The 19094-nt window shown below is 69.0% G+C and carries 17 protein-coding genes; 9 read left to right on the forward strand and 8 right to left on the reverse strand.

Features of this window, described 5'->3' with window-relative positions; genetic code table 11:
- Nucleotides 1-373: 373 nt before the first annotated feature.
- Nucleotides 374-781: a YciI family protein gene (locus AC5P9I_RS16190; RefSeq protein WP_049467505.1), complete on the forward strand. Its 408-nt coding sequence runs from the start codon at nt 374-376 to the stop codon at nt 779-781.
- On the opposite strand, the gene AC5P9I_RS16195 is transcribed toward AC5P9I_RS16190, so the two are convergent.
- Entirely contained in the window at nt 759-2840 is a 2082-nt protein-coding gene (locus tag AC5P9I_RS16195) for an NHL repeat-containing protein (RefSeq protein ID WP_103281956.1), read from the reverse strand. The two genes, AC5P9I_RS16190 and AC5P9I_RS16195, sit on opposite strands and share 23 nt — an antisense overlap.
- Nucleotides 2841-3007: 167 nt before the next feature.
- Here AC5P9I_RS16195 and AC5P9I_RS16200 point away from each other — a divergent pair, with 167 nt between their 5' ends.
- Entirely contained in the window at nt 3008-4528 is a 1521-nt protein-coding gene (locus AC5P9I_RS16200; RefSeq protein ID WP_187756868.1) for a tetratricopeptide repeat protein, read from the forward strand.
- Between the two features lie 78 nt (nt 4529-4606).
- Here the strand turns inward: AC5P9I_RS16200 and AC5P9I_RS16205 are convergent, their stop codons facing one another.
- Both AC5P9I_RS16205 and cycA read right to left on the reverse strand, forming a co-directional pair.
- Nucleotides 4607-5383 (reverse strand): lytic transglycosylase domain-containing protein, encoded by a 777-nt coding sequence (locus tag AC5P9I_RS16205; RefSeq protein ID WP_049467499.1) that lies wholly within the window; start codon nt 5381-5383, stop codon nt 4607-4609.
- A gap of 203 nt (nt 5384-5586) precedes the next feature.
- The gene (cycA, locus tag AC5P9I_RS16210) at nt 5587-6960 is read right to left on the reverse strand and encodes a D-serine/D-alanine/glycine transporter (RefSeq protein ID WP_074725488.1); all 1374 of its coding nucleotides are present in this window, start codon (nt 6958-6960) and stop codon (nt 5587-5589) included.
- 230 nt (nt 6961-7190) lie between these two features.
- Between cycA and AC5P9I_RS16215 the strand changes: the two genes are divergently transcribed.
- Nucleotides 7191-8807, forward strand: a complete 1617-nt coding sequence (locus AC5P9I_RS16215) for an EAL domain-containing protein (protein WP_049466080.1) — start codon at nt 7191-7193, stop codon at nt 8805-8807.
- 54 nt (nt 8808-8861) lie between these two features.
- Here AC5P9I_RS16215 and AC5P9I_RS16220 read toward each other — a convergent pair whose 3' ends face one another.
- Nucleotides 8862-10046 (reverse strand): MFS transporter, encoded by a 1185-nt coding sequence (locus AC5P9I_RS16220; RefSeq protein ID WP_049466078.1) that lies wholly within the window; start codon nt 10044-10046, stop codon nt 8862-8864.
- Entirely contained in the window at nt 10043-11221 is a 1179-nt protein-coding gene (locus AC5P9I_RS16225; RefSeq protein ID WP_049466076.1) for a serine hydrolase domain-containing protein, read from the reverse strand. The genes AC5P9I_RS16220 and AC5P9I_RS16225 overlap by 4 nt, the downstream gene beginning before the upstream one ends.
- A 228-nt stretch (nt 11222-11449) precedes the next feature.
- Between AC5P9I_RS16225 and AC5P9I_RS16230 the strand changes: the two genes are divergently transcribed.
- A complete protein-coding gene (locus AC5P9I_RS16230) occupies nt 11450-12349 on the forward strand; it encodes a LysR family transcriptional regulator (protein WP_049466074.1) in 900 nt (299 codons plus the stop codon).
- Nucleotides 12350-12560: 211 nt separating this feature from the next.
- Nucleotides 12561-14168 (forward strand): ATP-binding cassette domain-containing protein, encoded by a 1608-nt coding sequence (locus AC5P9I_RS16235; protein WP_088476173.1) that lies wholly within the window; start codon nt 12561-12563, stop codon nt 14166-14168.
- 81 nt (nt 14169-14249) lie between these two features.
- Here AC5P9I_RS16235 and AC5P9I_RS16240 read toward each other — a convergent pair whose 3' ends face one another.
- Nucleotides 14250-15575, reverse strand: coding sequence for a GTP-binding protein (locus AC5P9I_RS16240; RefSeq protein WP_049466066.1), 1326 nt, complete (start codon nt 15573-15575; stop codon nt 14250-14252).
- A gap of 68 nt (nt 15576-15643) precedes the next feature.
- Here AC5P9I_RS16240 and AC5P9I_RS16245 point away from each other — a divergent pair, with 68 nt between their 5' ends.
- Nucleotides 15644-16015, forward strand: a complete 372-nt coding sequence (locus AC5P9I_RS16245) for a MerC domain-containing protein (RefSeq protein WP_014645760.1) — start codon at nt 15644-15646, stop codon at nt 16013-16015.
- Nucleotides 16016-16091: 76 nt separating this feature from the next.
- Here AC5P9I_RS16245 and AC5P9I_RS16250 read toward each other — a convergent pair whose 3' ends face one another.
- A complete protein-coding gene (locus AC5P9I_RS16250; RefSeq protein ID WP_049466065.1) occupies nt 16092-16376 on the reverse strand; it encodes a metal/formaldehyde-sensitive transcriptional repressor in 285 nt (94 codons plus the stop codon).
- A 55-nt stretch (nt 16377-16431) separates the two neighbouring features.
- Between AC5P9I_RS16250 and dmeF the strand changes: the two genes are divergently transcribed.
- Complete coding sequence (gene dmeF, locus AC5P9I_RS16255; protein WP_049466064.1) at nt 16432-17406, forward strand: CDF family Co(II)/Ni(II) efflux transporter DmeF; 975 nt, start codon at nt 16432-16434, stop codon at nt 17404-17406.
- 88 nt (nt 17407-17494) lie between these two features.
- Here dmeF and AC5P9I_RS16260 read toward each other — a convergent pair whose 3' ends face one another.
- Complete coding sequence (locus AC5P9I_RS16260; RefSeq protein WP_005415073.1) at nt 17495-17779, reverse strand: hypothetical protein; 285 nt, start codon at nt 17777-17779, stop codon at nt 17495-17497.
- Nucleotides 17780-17869: 90 nt separating this feature from the next.
- On the opposite strand from AC5P9I_RS16260, the gene AC5P9I_RS16265 reads away from it, so the two are divergent.
- Nucleotides 17870-18286 carry a hypothetical protein gene (locus AC5P9I_RS16265; RefSeq protein WP_049466063.1) on the forward strand — a complete coding sequence of 139 codons (417 nt, stop codon included), beginning with the start codon at nt 17870-17872 and terminating at the stop codon, nt 18284-18286.
- Between the two features lie 111 nt (nt 18287-18397).
- Nucleotides 18398-19060 (forward strand): hypothetical protein, encoded by a 663-nt coding sequence (locus tag AC5P9I_RS16270; RefSeq protein WP_130768654.1) that lies wholly within the window; start codon nt 18398-18400, stop codon nt 19058-19060.
- Nucleotides 19061-19094: the final 34 nt, after the last annotated feature.

Genomic DNA, 19094 nt, shown 5'->3' on the forward strand with positions numbered 1-19094 from the left:
CGGCCCGAGCGACTCGGCCAGCTCCACGGCTTGGTGCTTGAACTCATCGGTGTAGCTACGACGGGTGATACGGGACATAAGGGACCTCCAAGTGCGATCAAAGTATCGCTTCTTGGCGTCCGCTGACGGGGGGCCAGATCAATCCGCGCCATGGATGGCGCGGCTAAGCCTCCAGGGACGGATTCACGGCGTCCCCGCCAATCCCACCCGCCCGGCCCACCCTCAGGAAACCCGCTTTCAGCGCCCCACCCAAACCCACCACGGAGGGGCTCCGCCGTTCGCCGATCTCCGCCGAAGGCGCGCTTCTGCGCTGCAACATGCCCATGCGCAATCCTGCGCGATCATGGACACCCGCCCCCGCCAGGACCGTGCCATGCAGCAGTACCTGCTTCTGATCTATATCGAGCCTGCCCTGCTGCAGGCGCTGCCCACCGAAGAATTCAACGCGCTGATGCGCGACTGCCTGGCGCACGCCGACCAGCTGCAGGCCGAAGGCACGCTGCTGGCCGCCCAGAAGCTGCAGCCGGTCGATACCGCACAGACCCTGCGCGTGCGCGATGGACACAGCCGCGTGCTCGATGGCCCGTTCGCCGAAACCCGCGAGCTGCTGGCCGGCTTCAACCTGATCGTCGCGCGCGACCGCGACGAAGCCATGCGCATCGCCCGCGACTTCCCGTGGGCACGCTTCGGCAGCATCGAGGTGCGGCCGCTGGAAGACATGGACGCCGAGCGCGAACGCTGCGGCGCCCCGGCTGCGGCTATGGCAGCAGCCGCACCCTGATCTCGCGCGGGCCGATGCCTTCGTTGCCGCTGTAGTCGCGCACGCTGGCGCGCACGATGTACTCGCCCGGCGGCAGCGCCGCCGGCTGCCAGCGCCCGGTTTCCATCAGGCCGTCGCGCACGGTGTTGGTGGCCAGGTAGCGGAACCGGGTCACCGCGCTGCCGTGCACGGTGATGCCACTGTCGGGGGCGTAGGCCACCCGCACCGCTTCCTTCTGCGGCGGCATGCGGTTGAACACGATGTTCCAGCGTGGCTGTTCATAGCCCTGCAGCGCCCGGCCACCGGCGTCCAGGATCTGGTAGCCCACCTGGTACATGCCCAGGCGGCGGCGCGGCAGGTTGTTGTCGACCTGGTCCCAGGCCTCGACCACGATCTGCACGCCGCGGCCCTGGCGCGCCACCATCACCACGCCATCGCTGCCGGCGGCCATCGGCTGGTCGTTGTCGTCCAGCAGGGCCACATCGGTGATGCGCGGTGCGAAGTGGTCGGCGTAGCCCTGGAAGCCCAGCGCCACCGCGTTGGTCTCGAAGCCACCGGTACCCACCGCCAGGTGCACGTGCGCCTGGTTGTTGATGCTGCCCAGGCGATCACCGACGTGGATGCGCATGCCGCGGCGCACGCGCATCCGCTCCAGTTTGCCCTGCTCGTCGTACAGCGCCTGCCAGCGCGCGTCATAGGGTTCATCGCGCGGAGTGCGGCCGACCCGCATGTGGATGTACTTGAGGCGATCCACGGCCAGGCCCTCGGCCTGCTCGCCCAGGTTCCAGGCCGCCACCGGGCTGCTGATCTTGCCATCGGCGATCGCCAGCACGGTCTGGCCGACATCGCCACGCACATCGAAGCCGCCATGCAGATGGTGGCGGCTCTCACCGGTGAAGTTGCCACGCACCTCGCCCAGCGTGCCGACCACTTCGTGCCAGCCGTCCTGCGGTGCCAGCGGCCAACGGCCCCCGGTCTCCGGCAGCGCGGCATCGGCAGCCGGGCCGACCAGTGCCGGCGCCGGCAGGTCGCCGACCGGCAGCGGGCGAAGGCGATGCAGGCGATAGCTGGCGGCGTCGGCCACCAGCACGCTGCCATCGGCATCCATGGCCAGCCCGCTGGGGCGGGCCAGCCGCGGCAAGCGGCCATTGCCGACCAGGGCGATCTGATGGCCCTGCGGCGTCACCTGCACGATGCGGCCATCGAGGTCACCCACGTACAGCACGCCGTCGTGCGTGGTGGCCAGCGACAGCGGCCCATTGATCACGCCGCCGGCGGCGACCACGGTGCTGACCGTGCCGTCGACGCCTACGCGGCGCACCGCATTGTTGAACAGGTCGGCCACCAGCAACGCGCCCTGCGCGTCGAAGGCCAGCGCCACCGGCGTGTCGAAGCGCGCGGCGGCGCCCGCGCCATCGGCAAAGCCCGGCCGGTCACCCCCGGCCAGGGTACGCACGCTGCCATCGGTACCGATCACCCGGATGCGGTCGTTGAACGTATCGGCCACGTAGACCTGCCCCTGTGCGTCCACCGCGATGCCCATCGGCGCATCGAAGCGGGCCTGCGCCGCAGGGCCATCGGCAACGCCCTGCTCGCCACCGGCCAGGGTGGTCACCAGGCCATCGGCACCGATGCGGCGGATCGCATGGTTGCCCGTGTCGGCCACGTACAGGTTGCCCTGCGCGTCAGCGGCGATGCCCGAGGGCGTATTGAAGCTGGCCTGCAGCGCTGGGCCATCAACGCGGCCCTCGCCCTGCCCGGCCACCGTTTCAACACGGCCATCGGGCAGGCGGCGGCGGATCCGGTTGTTGTCCCCGGCATCGGTGAAGTAGACGCTGCCATCGGCGGTGCGCAGCAGTGCATACGGGTCGGCGAAGCGGGCCTGTGCAGACGCACCATCGCGGTCACCCGGGTGGCCATCGCCGGCCAGCGGCTCGATCTGCGCGGTCCAGGCCAACGGCGTGGGCGCCGGGCCCGTGGGGCCGGCCAGCGTATTCAGCGGTGTATCCCACCACGTTGCAGCCAAGCCCACCGCTGTTGCCAATGCCACCCCTGCCGCCATCCATTGCCACCGTGCCATCGCGTTGCGCCGCCTCTGCCTGCTGTTTGAAGAGGCACCGACAATAGACGCTGCGCAGGCGTTCCGCCACGAACGATCCTGCGCCTGAACGCCAGAATTCGCTTTCCCGCGCTTGTCCTCGCTGGCGGCAGCAGGTTCAATGCGGTTCCCACGGATGGAGATCCTCCATGCCCCGCCTTCTCCCGCTCACCGCCCTGCTGCTGGCCGCATTGGCCAGCGCGCCCGCCGCCGCCTCGATCACGGTGGTCCCGCAGAAGCCATCGGCCACCGCCGATGCCGTACACGCGGCGTACGCCACACGCTGGGATGAAGCGATCCAGCAGGCACGCAGTGGCAATACGCTCGGCGCGCTGATCAGCATGGAGCGGCTGATGGAGGATCCGCTGCTGGACGACTTCGATGCCGAGCATCGCGGCCGCGCCGCGCAGGTCGCCGGCTGGACCGCACTGATGCAGAAGAAGCCGGCGCTGGCCCGCCGTTACCTGCAGCGGGCGCAGGAGGCGTTGCCGGAAGATGCGCAGGTCCTGCTCACCCAGGTGTCGGTGGAGCTGTCGGACAACCAGCCGGCTGCAGCGACGACGTTCCTGGTGAAGGCGCTGAAGCATGCCGAGGCACCGCTGCCGGTCGATCACCATGCCATCAACTACCTGCAATACCGCCTGCGTGACCAGCCGCAGCAGCGCATGGACCTGCTGCAGGCACTGTTCGACAACGGCTGGAAGAGCGGCGGCCTGGAGCCGACCGGGCTGTGGCTGGCGCTGGCCACGCTGCAGGCCGACCACGGCCGCGGCGACAGTGTTGCAGCCACGCTGGCACGCATCGACAGCCCGGCCGAGATCATCCGCCTGCGCAGCGACAAGCGCTTCGACCGCTACGTCGATCGCGGCGATGCGCGTTTCGATCCGGTGCAGGCGGCGCAGCGGCACCTTGATGAACTGCGTGTCTCCGGCCTGCTCGACCGCGCACTGGACGCGCGCATGGCCGAGTTCGGCACCACCCTGCTGATGCTGGACCGCAATGAGGAAGTGCTGTCGCTGACCGACGGCATGGCCCGCGCCGCGAACGACGGTGAGTCGCCGGCGGCGGCGGAAGCGGAATGGGTGGCCTGGTTGCTCAACAGCCGGCTCACCGCGCTGCGCCGGTTGGGCCGCACGGACGAGGCACTGGCCACGGCCAGGCAGGCCGCCCGCATCGGCGCGCTCGGCCCCGATGGCATCGAGCACCAGATGAATGTCGGCTTCGTGCTCAGTTCGATGGGACGCATGCAGGATGCTGCGCAGGCAGTGAATGACATGCCAGGCCTCGCCGGCTACGGCAAGGCCGCGCAGGCGCTGCTGCAGTTCGCCGCCGCCCGCGAGCGCGGCGACGCCGCGGCGCGCGACGCGGCGCGCGCGGTGATCCTGGCCCAGCGCAATGACGCACGCCTGTTCCATCGTGAAATGCTGCTGGAGGAAGGCGACCTGGACGGGGCCGCCGCCGTCCTGATCGAACAGCTGCGTTCGCCGGTTGAACGCGGTGAAACCCTGGCCAGCCTGCAGGACATGCGCACCTATGCATCATGGCCGGGCGACGTGCGCATCGATGCCGCATGGCGTGCACTCAAGCAGCGTGCCGACGTGCAGGCCGAGGTGGCACGCGTCGGCCGCATCGAGCGCTACGATCTGGTCAGCACCTCCACCTCGCGCTGAGCCGATTGCCTGTAGCGCCGAGCCCACGCTCGGCTGCTTCATCCGGAGCCGAGCGTGCGCTCGGCCCCACACCTCCCGCTAGCGCGCCGGCACCTCGCTGCGGATGCCCATGGCTTCGCGGTAGCGTGCGTACAGCGCCATCACCTTGTCCACGTAGGCCAGGGTTTCGGCGTAGGGCGGCACGCCCTTGTAGCGGGTGACTGCACCGATGCCGGCGTTGTAGGCGGCCGCCGCCAACGGACGGTCGCCGTTGTAGCGGCGCAGCAGCGCGCGCATGTAGCGCGCGCCGCCCTCGATCGACTGCTGTGGCGAGAACGGATCGCGCACCCCGTACTCCTGCGCGGTATCGGGCATCAGCTGCATCACCCCCTGTGCGCCCTTGCTGGAAACCGCCAGCGGATCGAAATTGCTTTCGGCATGGGCGATCGCGCGCAGCCAGGCGTCATCGACGCCGGTCGCCTTGGCCGCCGCCTTGAACTGCCGCGCATGCTGCGCCAGCTGCGGCTTGCCGACCTTGCCCAGCCCTTCATGCGCCGGCTCGCCCGGCGGCGTGGCCACGGTGAACTTCAGGAACACCCGCGAGCCGGGCAGGTTGCGCGTGGAGTAGACCAGCGCCCCGTCCTGTTCGCGCTCGTACAGCACGCCGCTGAACACGCCCATGTTGCCCCACAGGTTGGGGGTCTGGACGGCGTTGTCGTCGATCTCCTTCGGCGTGCACCGCGATCCCGGCTCCGGCGCGGTGGCCAGGCTGACGGTGTTGCCCTGCACGCAGCGGTAGACGGTGCGCGCGGCGGCTGGCCCGGGCCACAGGCTGGGCAGCAGCAACAGCGCGAGCAGGAGCGGGCGACGGGACATGGCGGCCGGATGATCCGGCCGTGCCCGCTAATGTTGGGTGAATGGGGGCCGGCAGGGCTGCGCCCTGCACCTGCGGTAGTGCCGGCCGCTGGCCGGCAACCTCAACAGCAACAGCCGATTTCCTGCGTGGAGGCGGGGTCGGTCCCGCGACCTGCCGGGGTCAGATCCCGTTGCCGGGCAACGGGCTCTGACCCCACTTCGGATCACTTCGCGGTCCTCCGCCGCAGCCAGTACCCCACGCCCAGCAGCACGAACCACACCGGGCTGGCGATCAGTGCCTGGCGGGTGTCGCCCTGCAGGCTCAGCAGCACCAGCACGCCGGCGAAGAACACCAGGCAGGCCCAGCACATGGCGATGCCGCCGGGCATCTTGAAGATCGAGGCGGCGTGGCGCTCCGGGTAGCGGCGGCGGTAGACCATGTAGGCCACCAGGATCAGCGACCAGACGAAGATGAAAAGCACGGTGGCCAGCGTCGTCACCAGGGTGAAGGCGGTCACCAGGTTCGGGATCAGGTAGATCAGCAGGGTGCCGCCCAGCAGGCACAGGCAGGAGAACAACAGGCCGCGGGCCGGCACCGCCGCGCGCGACAGCTTCGACAGCCCGCGCGGGGCATGGCCCTCTTCGGCCAGGCCGTACAGCATGCGGCTGGTGGAGAAGATGCCGCTGTTGGCCGAGGACGTGGCCGAGGTCAGCACCACGAAGTTGATCAGGCTGGCAGCGGCCGGAATGCCGGCCAGCACGAACAGCTGCACGAACGGGCTCTTGTCCGGCACCACCTGGCGCCACGGCGTGACGGCCATGATCGCGACCAGCGCCAGTACGTAGAAGATGATGATGCGTACCGGGATCGAGTTGATCGCCTTGGGCAGGTTGCGCTCGGGGTCGGCAGTCTCGGCGGCGGTGGTGCCGACCAGCTCGATGCCGACGAAGGCGAACACGGCAATCTGGAAGCCGGCGAAGAAGCCGACCAGCCCCATCGGGAACAGTCCGCCGTCATTCCACAGGTTCGACAGCGACGCGGTGTGGCCGCTCGGCGAGGTGAAGCCCCAGGCCACCAGCCCGGCACCGGTGATGATCAGCGCGCAGATCGCCACGATCTTGATCAGCGCGAACCAGAATTCCATTTCGCCGAACAGCTTCACCGTCACCAGGTTCAGCGCCAGCAACAGCAGCACGCAGGCCAGCGCCGGTATCCAGGCGTCAAGCCCGGGGAACCAGAACTGTGCGTAGGCAGCGATCGCGATCACGTCCGCGATCGCAGTGACGATCCAGCAGAACCAGTACGTCCATCCACAGAAAAACCCGGCCCACGGGCCGAGCAGGTCGGTGGAGAAGTCGATGAAAGACTTGTACTGCAGGTTGGACAGCAGCAGTTCGCCCATCGCGCGCATCACGAAGAACAGCATCGCGCCGATGATCAGGTAGACGAAGATGATGGAGGGGCCGGCCAGGCTGATCGTCTTGCCCGAGCCCATGAACAGGCCGGTGCCGATGGCACCGCCGATGGCGATCAGTTGCAGGTGGCGGTTGGACAGGCTGCGGCGCAGGTGCTCGGGGGGCGTTGCGGGCTCGGTCATGGGCGCGGGCACAGGGGTGGGCGAAGCGTTCGACGGTAGTCCTCCACGGCGCCGAGCGCCAGCACCAGACCGGCCCATTACGTCAAAGCTGGCCGCTTTCACCACAATGTGACCGAATACCGTATTGATCCCATTCCGCCGGGCCCGGCGCCATGCTCAGATAGCCGCACCTGCCCAAGGACCGGCCCGACCATGCGCCCTGCCCCGCCCGCCCCGCCGGAGCCCCGGCCATGAGCCGCCTGCGCGTCATCATCGGCGCCACCGCGCTGGCCCTGCTGGCCGCTGCGGTACCGATCGCGGTCATGGCCTACGCCACCTGGGACCGCGCGGTCAGCGTCGAACAGCAGCGCCTGCGCGACATCGCCGACCGCACCCTGCGCCGCTCCGACCTGTCCTACCAGGAGGCGCTGGCGGCACTGAAATCGGCCGAGGCCGGTGCCTACGTGCCCTGCGGTCCGGAGCACATCCGGCGCATGCAGACCCTGGTGATGACCACCCCGTCGATCGACCAGATGGGCTACTTCGAAGGCGGCAAGCTGCGCTGCACGTCCTGGGGGCCTTTCCTGTCCGACGTCGACCAACCCACGCCGGACCACGTCACCAGCGACGGCGCCGGCATCGTGGTGGACGTGCGCCCGGAGGTCAGCGGGCGTCGCCAGGTGCTGGCGGTCCTGTATGGGTCCTACGACGCCCTGGTGGACCCGCGCCGCTTCGTCGATGTCATCGCCGACCCGAACGTGCGGCTGGCACTGGCCAGCCCCGATGGACGCCTGCTGGCCAAGCAGTCGGGCCTGGATCCGGAGCTGCTGCAGACGCTGCTGCGCGACCCCGGCGAGGGCCTGGACCACACCACCTTGTTCGCCACCGCGCGCAACGAGGAATGGCTGGCGATCGCCACCACCCCGCGCACCGCGCTGGCCGCCGCGTTCCGCCAGCAGGCGTGGCTGTACGTGCCGGTGGGCCTGCTGCTGGCCGCCGCCGGCGCCGGACTGGTGATCTGGCTCTCGCGCCGCCGCCTGTCGCTGCGCGGTGAACTGGCCACCGCCATCCGTCGCCGCGAGCTGTACCTGCATTACCAGCCGATCATCGAACTGGACACCGGCATCTGCGTCGGCGCCGAGGCCCTGGTCCGCTGGCAGCGCCCGGATGGCACCCAGGTGCGACCGGACCTGTTCATTCCGCTGGCCGAAGAGGCGGGCATGATCGCCGACGTCACCGACCTGGTGATCGAGAACGTGGTGCGCGACATGCGCGAGCTGCTGGTGGCCGATCGCAGCGCCCACATCGCGATCAACCTCGCCGCCGAAGACATCAGCAGCGGCCGTGCCCTGAAGATGATCTCCCGGCACATGGCCGGCAGCGGCATCCTGCCGCAGCAGATCTGGATGGAGGCCACCGAACGTGGCTTCCTCGACCTGGACCGCGCGCGCACCATGCTCGCCGCCGCCCGCCGTGCCGGCCACAGCGTGGCCATCGACGATTTCGGCGTCGGCTTCTCCAGCCTGCAGTACCTGGAACAGCTGCCACTGGATGCGCTGAAGATCGACAAGTCGTTCATCGATGCGATCGGCACCGAAAGCGCGACCAGCCCGGTCACCCCGCACATCATCGACATGGCCAAGGAGCTGGGCCTGTGGGTGGTGGCCGAGGGCGTGGAAACCGAAGCGCAGCTGGCCTACCTGCACAGCCGGCATGTGGAATTCGGCCAGGGCTGGCTGTTCTCGCGGCCACTGCCACGCGATGAATTCATTGCCTTCCATCACAAGCGGCAGCAGCAGTACGGTCCTGCACGCGAACACATGCAGAACCCGCGCAGCGTGCCGATCGAGCAGGTACCGCTGGAGTGAGGCAACCCGGCAGTGCCGGCCGCTGGCCGGCACCACCTGACCCGTGACCGGCGCCTACGCCCACGCCTTCGGGCGTGCCAGCAGCCACGCGGCGGTCACCGCCAGCAACAGCAACGGCAGCCATCCCAGCTGGCGGGGGCCGCTGGCCTGCAGCAGCACGCCGCCTGCTACGCCCCCGCCGGCGATGGCCAGGTTCCAGCCGGTCACCAGCATCGACTGCGCCAGATCGGCCGCAGCCCCGGCACGCCGGGCCAATGCGGTCTGGAACAGGGTCGGCACCGCGCCGAATGCCACGCCCCACAGGATCGTCGCCAGCAGCAGTACCGCTGCCACGCTGGGCCACACCAGCAACGCCAGCACCGGCACGATGAAGCCGATCACCGCTGCCCACACCAGTGCGTGCAGGTGGCGATCCACGCCCCAGCCGGCAATGCCGATGCCGGCGATGGCTGCCACGCCGAAGGCGAGCAGCAGCCGGTCCAGCCATGCACCGGCGCCCGCATCGACCGCCAGCGGCTCGATGTAGGTGTAGAGCACGTTGTGCGCCAGCACGTACAGCGCCATCACCAGCAGCGCACTGCGTACACCGGGCAGGCGCCACACGGTCGCCAGCGAAGTGCGTTGCCCGGCCCCGGCGGCCGGCAGCGCAGGCAACGCCCAGCGCGCGTAGGCCAGCAGCAGCAGGCCCAGCACGCTCATCAGCGCGAACGCCCAGCGCCAGCCGATCTGCTGGCCCAGCAGTGTCCCCGCCGGCACCCCCAGCGACAGCGCCAGCGGCGACCCGACCATCGCGACCGCGATGGCCCGCCCCTGCAGCGACGGCACCACCATGCGCGCGGCGTAGCCAGCCACCAGCGACCACAGCAGGCCACCACTCACCCCGACCAGGAAGCGCGCAGCGAGGATCAGTGCATAGCTGCTGCTCAACGCGGTCAGCGTGTTGACCACCACGAAGCCGGCGATGGCCGCCAGCAGCAGCGGGCGTCGTGGCAGGCGCTGGGTCAACGCGGTCATCGGCAGCGCCGCCATCACCGAGCCCAGCGCATACACACTGACCAGCTGGCCCACGGCGGCATCACTCACGCCCAGGCTCTCGCCCATCGGCCGCAGCACGCCGGCCGGCAGGGTCTCGGTCAACAGGGTGATGAAGCCGCCGCCGGCCAACGCCAGCAGGCCCGCCCACGGCAGGCGCGTGGCCTCGCCCGCCGGACTGCCGGCATCGATGGCATGGCCGCTCATCGCGTGGTCTCCAGGTCGGCATAGACCGCGTCGCGCAGTTCATCGACAAAGGCGCCATCCATGCCTTCGTATAGCGTGTTGGTCAGCGCCACCACGCTCAGCCCGCGCGCCGGATCGACGAACCAGCTGTGCCCGTACGCGCCGCCCCAGCGCCAGCTGCCCACGCCCTGCGGGGTACCACTGGCGGCGGCATCACGCAGCACCGCAAAGCCCAGCCCGAAGCCCCAGCCGGCAGGCTCCGGCGGCCCCTGTTCGCCCACCTGCGGGCTGGCCATCTCTGCCGCCAGCGCGGGCGGCAGCAGGTCGGATGTGCGCACGTCTCGCAGCGCCTCCAGCACTGCCATCACCTCGTCGGCGGTGCCGACCAGGCCCGCACCGGCCGAGGCGAAGCGGCTGGCATCGGTGGCGCGCGCAAGGCTGTACTCGATGCCGACCGTGCCCTCGAACGGGGCGACCATCTCGCCTTCCTGCAGGCGATGCGGCTGCGGCGTGTCGCTCACATAGGGCGTTGCCAGGCGCTCGGCAGCGCGCGTGGCGAACGCCGTATCGCGCAGGCCCAACGGGGCAGCCAGCAGACGCTCGAACAGCGCCTGCAACGTTTCACCGGTCGCCGCTTCGGCCACCGCACCGGCCACGTCCACGCCCAGCGAGTACAGCCACTGGCTGCCCGGTTCGAACAGCAGCGGCGCCTGTGCGATACGGCGCACGTTCTCGGCCAGGGACACCGGGCTGGCGTCCATGCCATCGCTGACGCCGGCCCGGGCGTACGGTCCGTGCGCATCGGCTTCCAGGAAGCGGTAGCCCAGCCCGCTGCTGTGGCTGAGCAGCTGGCGCAGGCTGATCGGCGGCCTGCGGCCATCGGCCAGCGCCGGCCGGAAATCCGGCAGCCAGCGCTGCACCGGCGTATCGAGGTCGAGCACGCCTTCGGCCACCAGGCGCAGGATCACCGTGCTCAGCAGTGGCTTGCTGACCGAGGCCAGCCGGAACAGCTGGTCGCGCTGCATCGGCATGCCCGACTCCCGCTCGGCCAGCCCGGTCGCGCTGGCGTGGCGCAGCACGCCATGTTCGCGCACCAGCACCACCGCACCGACCAGGCGCGCCGGGTGGACCTGCTGCAGCACGCGCTGCACCGAAGGCAGCGTCGGTGCGCGTTCAAGGGAAAGAGCGGCATTCATTGCGGTGATCCGTGGGGGAGAGGCCCGCCACGTTAGGCAGCACGGCGCGGCGCAAAAAGCCGGTTGCGGCTCCGGGCATCATGGACCGTGCAGTCCGCAATCGGCATGATGGCCGGAACTCCAGGGCCGCAAGGGCCACCGCCCGTCCCGCACCACAGTGTTGCGGTGGCGCCGCCGCCCGCCGCGATCACCCGCCCCTACCCTGCCGCTTTCATTGCCCCTACGCCGATGTCAGTCCTGGACAACCTCGCCAACCTGCAGACCTTCGTCCACGCCGCCGACACCCGCAGCTTCGTCGAGACCGGGCGCCTGCAGGGCATCTCTGCTTCCGCCGCCGGCAAGTGCGTTGCTCGGCTGGAGCATGCGCTCGGCGTGCGCCTGTTCCACCGCAGCACGCGCAGCATCACCCTCACCGCCGAAGGCCAGCTGTTCCTGGCGCGCTGCCGGCGCATCCTCGACGAACGCGATGCGGCCCGCACCGAGCTGGCACAACCGCACGCCACGCCCAGCGGCACGCTGCGCATCAGCCTGCCGCTGGTCGGCGACCTCACCCTGCCGTTGATGGCCGAGTTCATGGCGGCGTACCCGGATATCCGCCTGGATCTCGACTTCAGCGATCGCCTGGTCGATGTCATCGAGGAAGGCTTCGATGCGGTGCTGCGCGTGGGTGAACCCAGCGACTCGCGGATGAACGCACGCCGGCTGGGGGTGTTCCCGCGCCGTGTCATCGCCTCGCCGGGCTACCTGCAGCGCCGCGGGGTTCCGCGCACGCCGGCGGAACTGATGCAGCACACGCTGCTGCACTATCGCTTCCCCACCACCGGCAAGCTGGAGCCGTGGCCGATCCACTGGCCCGACGATCAAGCGCCACAGGAACTTCCGGTGCACATGGTGGCCAACACCATCGAAGCACGGGTGGCGCTGGCGCTACGCGATACCGGCCTGGCCTTCGTGCCGGTGCACTCGGTGCGCGAGGCGCTGGCCGACGGCCGCCTGGTCACCGTGCTGGAAGATCATGTGCACTCCTGCGGCACCTTCCACTTGTTGTGGCCCTCGGGCCGCCACGTGCTGCCGAAGCTGAGGGTGTTCATCGACTTCGTCGGCGCCCGGCTGGGTACCGTGCCGTAGATCGACGCCATGCGTGGATGCTCAAGGTCAGCCGAGCATGGCTTGGCTCTGCCGCTGCACGCAGCCATTCAGCCAGCCCCGCTATACTGGGCTCTCATTCCTCCAAGAGGCTCGCGACCGATGCGCCATTGATGCCGCCGTCTTCCCATTAGACGGCCTGACTCTTCCCGCCCCTGCGCGCAGGGGAGAACCCGGCATCCATGGAGGTCGCATGACCCCGCATTCCCTCACGCTCGATCGCGTGTCGTATCGATTGGCAGACGGCCGCCCGCTGTTCGCCGATCTGACGTTTTCCTTCGAACCCGTCGCCACCGGTCTGGTCGGTGCCAATGGCACCGGCAAGAGCGTGCTCGCACGCCTGCTCGCCGGCCGGCTGCTGCCCGACAGCGGGCAGATCCGCGGCAGCGGCCGCATGTTCCTGTTGCCGACACCCGGCTATCCACCCGCCGGCACGGTCGGCGAACTGGCCGGCGTCGGCGAGGCACTGGCCGCGCTGCAACGCATCGAAGCCGGCGGCGTGGACGAAGCCGATTTCGCCTGCGTCGGCGAGCGCTGGGATCTGCGCGAGCGCCTGCGGCAGCAATGGCAGGTGCTCGGGCTGCCCGGCGATCTCGATCCCGCCCAACCCGCTGCGCGCCTCAGTGGCGGGCAGGCCATGCAGGTGGCGCTGTCCGGCGCCTGGGCCAGCGGTGCCGAGTGGCTGATCCTGGACGAACCCAGCAACCACCTCGATGCCCGTCATCGCCAGCAGTTGTACGAACGGTTGCAGCAGTGGCGCGGCGGCCTGCTGGTGATCAGCCATGATCGCGAACTGCTGGCGCACATGCAGCAGATCGTCGAGCTCGACGCGCGCGGACTGCATCGCTATGGCGGGCCGTGGCAACACTACGCCGACGCGCGGGCCGCCGAGCGCGAAGCGGCCGCTGCGCAGCTCGACCACGCCCGCGCCCAGCACCGGCAGCAGCAGCGCAGTGCGCGCGAACAGCACGAACGGCAACAGCAACGCCAGGCGCGCGGCAATCGTGATGCGAAGCAGGCCAACCAGGCACCGATCCTGCTCGGCCGGCAGAAGCAGCGTGCCGAGGCCAGCCATGGCCGCGCGCAGCAGGTACAGGCCGAGCGCCTGCAGGCCAGCGCAGAGCAGCTGCGCGCAGCGGCCTCGGCGGTTCACGCCACACCGGAGCTGGCACTGTTTGCCAGTGAGGGCGAGCGAGGCAGCGCACGACTGCTGCAGGCCGAGTCGCTGGTGCTGCCGCATGGCTGCCGCGCGCCGTTGCAGCTGGAGATCCGCCGCGGCCAGCGCATCGCCGTGGTCGGCGACAACGGCAGTGGCAAGTCCACGCTGTTGCGCGTGTTGGCCGGCCAGCTGCCTGCACGCAGTGGCACCGTGCAACGGCATGCACCGCTGGCGCTGCTCGACCAGCAGCTGCTGGGGCTCTCCGGCGAACGCAGCATTCTCGACACCGTGCAGGCTGCCAACCCGGCGACCGATACCGCTGAACTGCGCACACGGCTGGCCCTGCTGGGGTTGGACGCCCAGCGCATCCAGCGTGCCGCCCACCACCTCAGCGACGGCGAGCGGGTGAAAGGCGCGCTGGCCAGCGTGCTGTATGCCGATCCGGCACCGCAGCTATTGCTGCTGGACGAGCCCGGCAATGCGCTGGATCTGGGTGCCGTGCAGGCGCTGGAAGCACTGCTGGCGGCCTGGCCGGGAGCACTGGTGATGGTCAGCCACGACCGGCACCTGCTGCAGGCGTTGCAGCCGACGCAGGTGTTGCAGGTGAGCGCCGAGGGTTGGCAGTGGCGCGACGCCTTGTAGATCCATGCCATGCGTGGATGGCGTATCGACCAGGGGTAGTGCCGGCCGCTGGCCGGCAACCCATGGATCCTCAGTGCACCGTCACCGCTTCCACACCGGGAACGCCTGCGGCATCTGCTGCCACAGCAGCGGTCCGGCACGCAGTTCCTGGTCGTTGAGCAGGCAGGCATCCAGTTCCGCACGAACCGCACGCTCATCCATGTGCACGCCGATCACCACCAGTTCCTGGCGGCGATCCCCCCACAGCGGGTGCCACAGACGCTGCATCGCCAGATGCGCGGCCGCGTCCGGGAAGTCCTCCGGCCCCGGCAACGGTGCGCTCCAGCAATCGGCCTGCTGCCGCGCCCAGCCGAGGTCGCTGTACGGCAGCGGCGTGGGTGGCAGCAACGGCGGCGTGTCCTCCAGCCCTGCGCGTACGCGATCGCGCGCGGCATACCAGAACCCTGCGGCCTGCGTGCGTGTCGCGGCGCCGACGCTGCTCAGCTCACCCACCCAGTCCATGCGGTTGGCCAGCCAGAACCAGCCCTTGCTGCGGATCACGCCCGGCATGCCCGACTGCAGCGCGCGGGCGAAACGCGCGGGATGGAACGGTCGCCGCGAGCGGTAGACGAAACTGGCGATGCCGTACTCCTCGGTTTCCGGTGTGTGCTCGCCACGCAGTTCCTTCACCCAGCCCGGCGCGCGTTGCGCACGCTCGAAGTCGAAGCGACTGGTGTCCAGCAGCTCGGCCAGGGGCACGTCACCGAAGCGGGACAGCAGCAGCTTCGCGTCGCGGTTCAGGCCGCGCAGCACGGCCAGCGTGTCCTGCAGCACTTCGTCATCGGTCTGGTCGACCTTGCTGACCACGATCACGTCGGCGAACTCGACCTGTTCGCACAACAGGTCGACCACGCCGCGATCATCGTCCGGTCCGGCCTGCTGGCCACGCTCGGCCAGGCGCAGCGTCGAGCCGAAGTCGGCGAGGAACGCGCTGCCATCCACCACCGTCACCATCGTGTCCAGGCGCGCGATGTCACTCAGGCTGAAGCCCTGCTCGTCGCGTACCGCGAAGGTGGCCGCCACCGGCATCGGCTCACCGATCCCGGTCGACTCGATCAGCAGATAGTCATAGCGCCCGGCGTCGGCCAGCCGCCGCACTTCCTGCAGCAGGTCGTCGCGCAGCGTGCAGCAGATGCAGCCATTGCTGAATTCCACCAGCGTCTCTTCGGTGCGGCGCAGTTCGGCGCCGCCCTCGCGCAGCAGCTGCGCATCGATGTTGACCTCGCTCATGTCGTTGACGATGACCGCCACGCGCAGGCCCTGGCGGTTGCGCAGGATCTGGTTGAGCAGGGTGGTCTTGCCGGCCCCGAGGAAGCCGGACAGCACGGTGACCGGAAGGCGACGGTCGGCGCGGGAAGCAGTGTTCATGTCGGAGCGGGTTGGCTGCGGGACGGAAATGTTACTGTATAACACTTGTTGCGCAAGGAGCCTCCCCGATGAAGTCCCCGTCAGCCGCCCTGCTTGATGCTGGCGCGGTCGCCCTGTCCAGCCTGTGCCTGCTGCACTGCCTGGCGTTGCCCCTGCTTGCCGCCGCGCTGCCCCTGTTCGGCACCTGGGCCGAAGCGGAATGGGTCCACCTGCTGTTCGTGGCCATCGCCTTGCCGTTGACCGGCTACGCGCTGTGGCGCGCCGAACGCCGTCACCCGCTGCCGGTGCTGGCCTGGGCCACCGCCGGCGCCGGGCTCGGCCTGCTGCTGGCCGGCGCGTTGGCGCTGCCCTCGCACGACTGGGAAACACCGATGACGGTCACCGGCAGCCTGCTGCTGGCCGCCACGCATATCTGGAACGCGCGGCACCGCCACGGGTAGTGCCGGCCGCTGGCCGGCAACCTCATGAACGGGGAAGGCAACCTGCAGTTGCCGGCCAGCGGCCGGCACTACCTGGTCATTTGCCGTAGCGCCGCAGCAGCTCGACCAGCACCTCGGCCTCGGCCGCCCGCTGCTGCGGGTCTTCGGCGCCCACCACGTGTTCCTGCAGGTGCTCGTGCAGCAGCTCCATCAGCAGGCTGTGGGCGGCACCACGCACGGCGGCAACCTGCACCAGCACGTCCGCACAGTCGCCGGCCTCGCCCTCGGGCGTGTCCAGTGCCTGCTCCAGTGCCGCGACCTGGCCGGCGATGCGGCGCACCCGGGTCAGCAGCTGCTTTCGATTCCTGTGTACATGGGCCATGGTTGGATCATATACCCTATGGGGGTATCCACTCCACCTCCGTTGGTCACCCTCCATGCACCTGGACGCCCTCGCCGCCGCCCGTCGCCACGAACACCGCTTCGACGACGGCAATCCGCTGGCCGAACGCAATACCCGCCGCGCCCTGTGGCTCACCGTCAGCATGATGGTCGTGGAGATCGTCGGCGGCTGGTGGTTCAACTCCATGGCCGTGCTCGCCGATGGCTGGCACATGAGTTCGCATGCGCTGGCGCTCGGGCTTTCAGTGTTTGCGTACCGCTGCGCGCGCCGCTACGCGCACGACCCGCGCTTCGCCTTCGGCACCTGGAAGATCGAGATCCTGGCCGGCTATACCAGCGCCATCGCCCTGCTCGGCGTGGCCGCGCTGATGGCCGTGCAATCGCTGGAGCGGCTGTGGGTACCGGCGCCGATCCACTACAACGAAGCCATCGCCATCGCCGCGGTCGGGCTGGGCGTGAACCTGCTGTGCGCGTGGTGGCTGCACGACAGCCCGGGCCACGCGCATCATCACCACAGTCATGCCCATCACCATGACCACGGGCATGGCCACGACCACCACGACCACGGCCATGCGCACGGTCACGATCTCAATCTGCGCTCGGCCTACGTCCATGTGCTGGCCGACGCCGCCACCTCGGTGCTGGCCATCGTCGCCCTGCTCGGCGGCAAGCTGCTCGGCCTGACCTGGCTGGACCCGGTGATGGGCCTGGTCGGCGCCGTGCTGGTCACGGTGTGGGCGGTCGGCCTGCTGCGCGACAGCGGACGCATCCTGCTCGACGCGCAGATGGACGCGCCGGTGGTGGCCGAAGTGCGCGAAGTGATCGAACAGGGCCCGTGGCCGGCACGCCTGGCCGACCTGCACGTCTGGCAGGTCGGCCGCGGCAAGTACGCGGTCAGCGCCAGCGTGGTCACCAGTGACGCCACGCTGGATGCCGATACCGTGCGCAACGCCCTGGCGATCCATGAAGAACTGGTGCATGTGACGGTGGAGATCCACCGCAGCCAGTGATCCACGCCAGGTAATGCCGGCCGCTGGCCGGCACCCTCATGAGCTTCGGACCCGATCTGCAGTTGCCGGCCAGCGGCCGGCACTACCGCTAGAGCTTCAGCATCATCCGCAGCAGGTACATCAGCAGCGGCAGCGCACTCAGCACCGCACCGCCGATGCCGATCCATGGCCAGCGCTCGCCACGCACGCGCGAGGCCACTGCCAGGCCGCCGCCCACCAAGGCCGCGCCCAGCACGCCCACCCCCAGCCCAGCGGCCATGCCATTGCCACCGGCAGCGACTGCCGCCTGCGCCGCCACGGTGCCCGCGCCCCAGCCCACAGCAATCCCCAGCCAACTGGCCACGCCGCACCACGGTGCCTTGCCCTGCGCCATCCGAAAACCCCTGTGTCCTTGCCGAATTTCTGTACGGGCCACGCCCGCGTGCTGCCTACACTAGCCGCACCTGCCCTGTAGGGACATCCCATGCGCGCGCGCCGCCTGCTGCTGCCCGGTGCCCTCCTGCTGCTCACTGCCTGCGGCGACGATGCGCGGCTTCCCTTCTCCGCCGACCCATTGCAGGGCTGCTTCGCCACCGCCGCGCGCAAGCCCGCCGACTTCCGCATCGACAAGGAAGGCGGCCAGTACTTCGTTTCCTTCAGCCGTGGCGCGCAGTGGCAGCGCGAACCGAACGCCCTGCACAAGGCCACCCGCAGCGAGATCAGCCGTTACTTCCGCGACGACGCAGACCAGATCGACAGTGCCCTGATCCGCATGTCCGGCGGCTTCGGCATCTTCCACTTCAACAAGGGCGCGACGTTGAAAGGAAAAGCCAGCGACAGCGACTACATGGCGCTGATGCTGATAGGGGCCGGGCCGGTGTATGCGGTGAAGTGCGATTAGCGACACCGATTTTTGAGGAATGTTTGAAATCCCCACAACTGCGTGATGCTACTCAGTGCGCCACGGGGTAAGTAGAGAAGATGGACCCTCACCCAGGTAGGAGAGGTCCAGATGAAATTGCAGCTAGCTGCTCTCATGTTCATCGTCTCAGCATCCGTGCAGGCAGCAGATGGAATGCCAGCTGATCGACAGACCGCTGACGAAGCGACGTTCCCAGCGAGAATTGTTCGCAGCGCAGAATGGCCTGACTCCATCGGGGGAACGGTCAGTGTGGAGCAGTCCCTCACCCGCAACTCGAAGGGTCAGTATGTATATCGCTACGATGATCAATCGGAAGCAACGAAGCGGTACCACGAGGCTTCCTGCACAGATATCGGGATGAATCCCGCCAAGGGAGAGTCAATCACGGTGGGCCCTGGGAGCGCTGCATGGCATTGCTCAAGCATCGAGTCGAACGGTGCTAGTGACGCAAAGAGTACTGACTATGTATTCGCCTATGCACCAAATGGACAGGTATCAGCCGGCCAGAACTTCGTTTCCTACGGAACCGTGAGATTCAACAGCTCTGTAAGCGGGAACATCCAGGGTAGCGCGCAAATCGACAACGGAAGGTGCCAGACCTTCTATAGCGAGTACTACCCACCGAATACCGTGGGAAACCACACCGCAAGAGTACTCTGCTTTGCTCATACTCCGCAGACCATGAATACGTTGATGGAAGGCTGCGTACCGCGCGCCTGCGCAAGCGATCGCGGTTCCATCAGGGCCGACTGATACCAGGCCCCCGCCGCGGAGGAAAGGGCGCCGA

The sequence above is a fragment of the Stenotrophomonas sp. YJH_SMC_29 genome, from assembly GCF_059371235.1.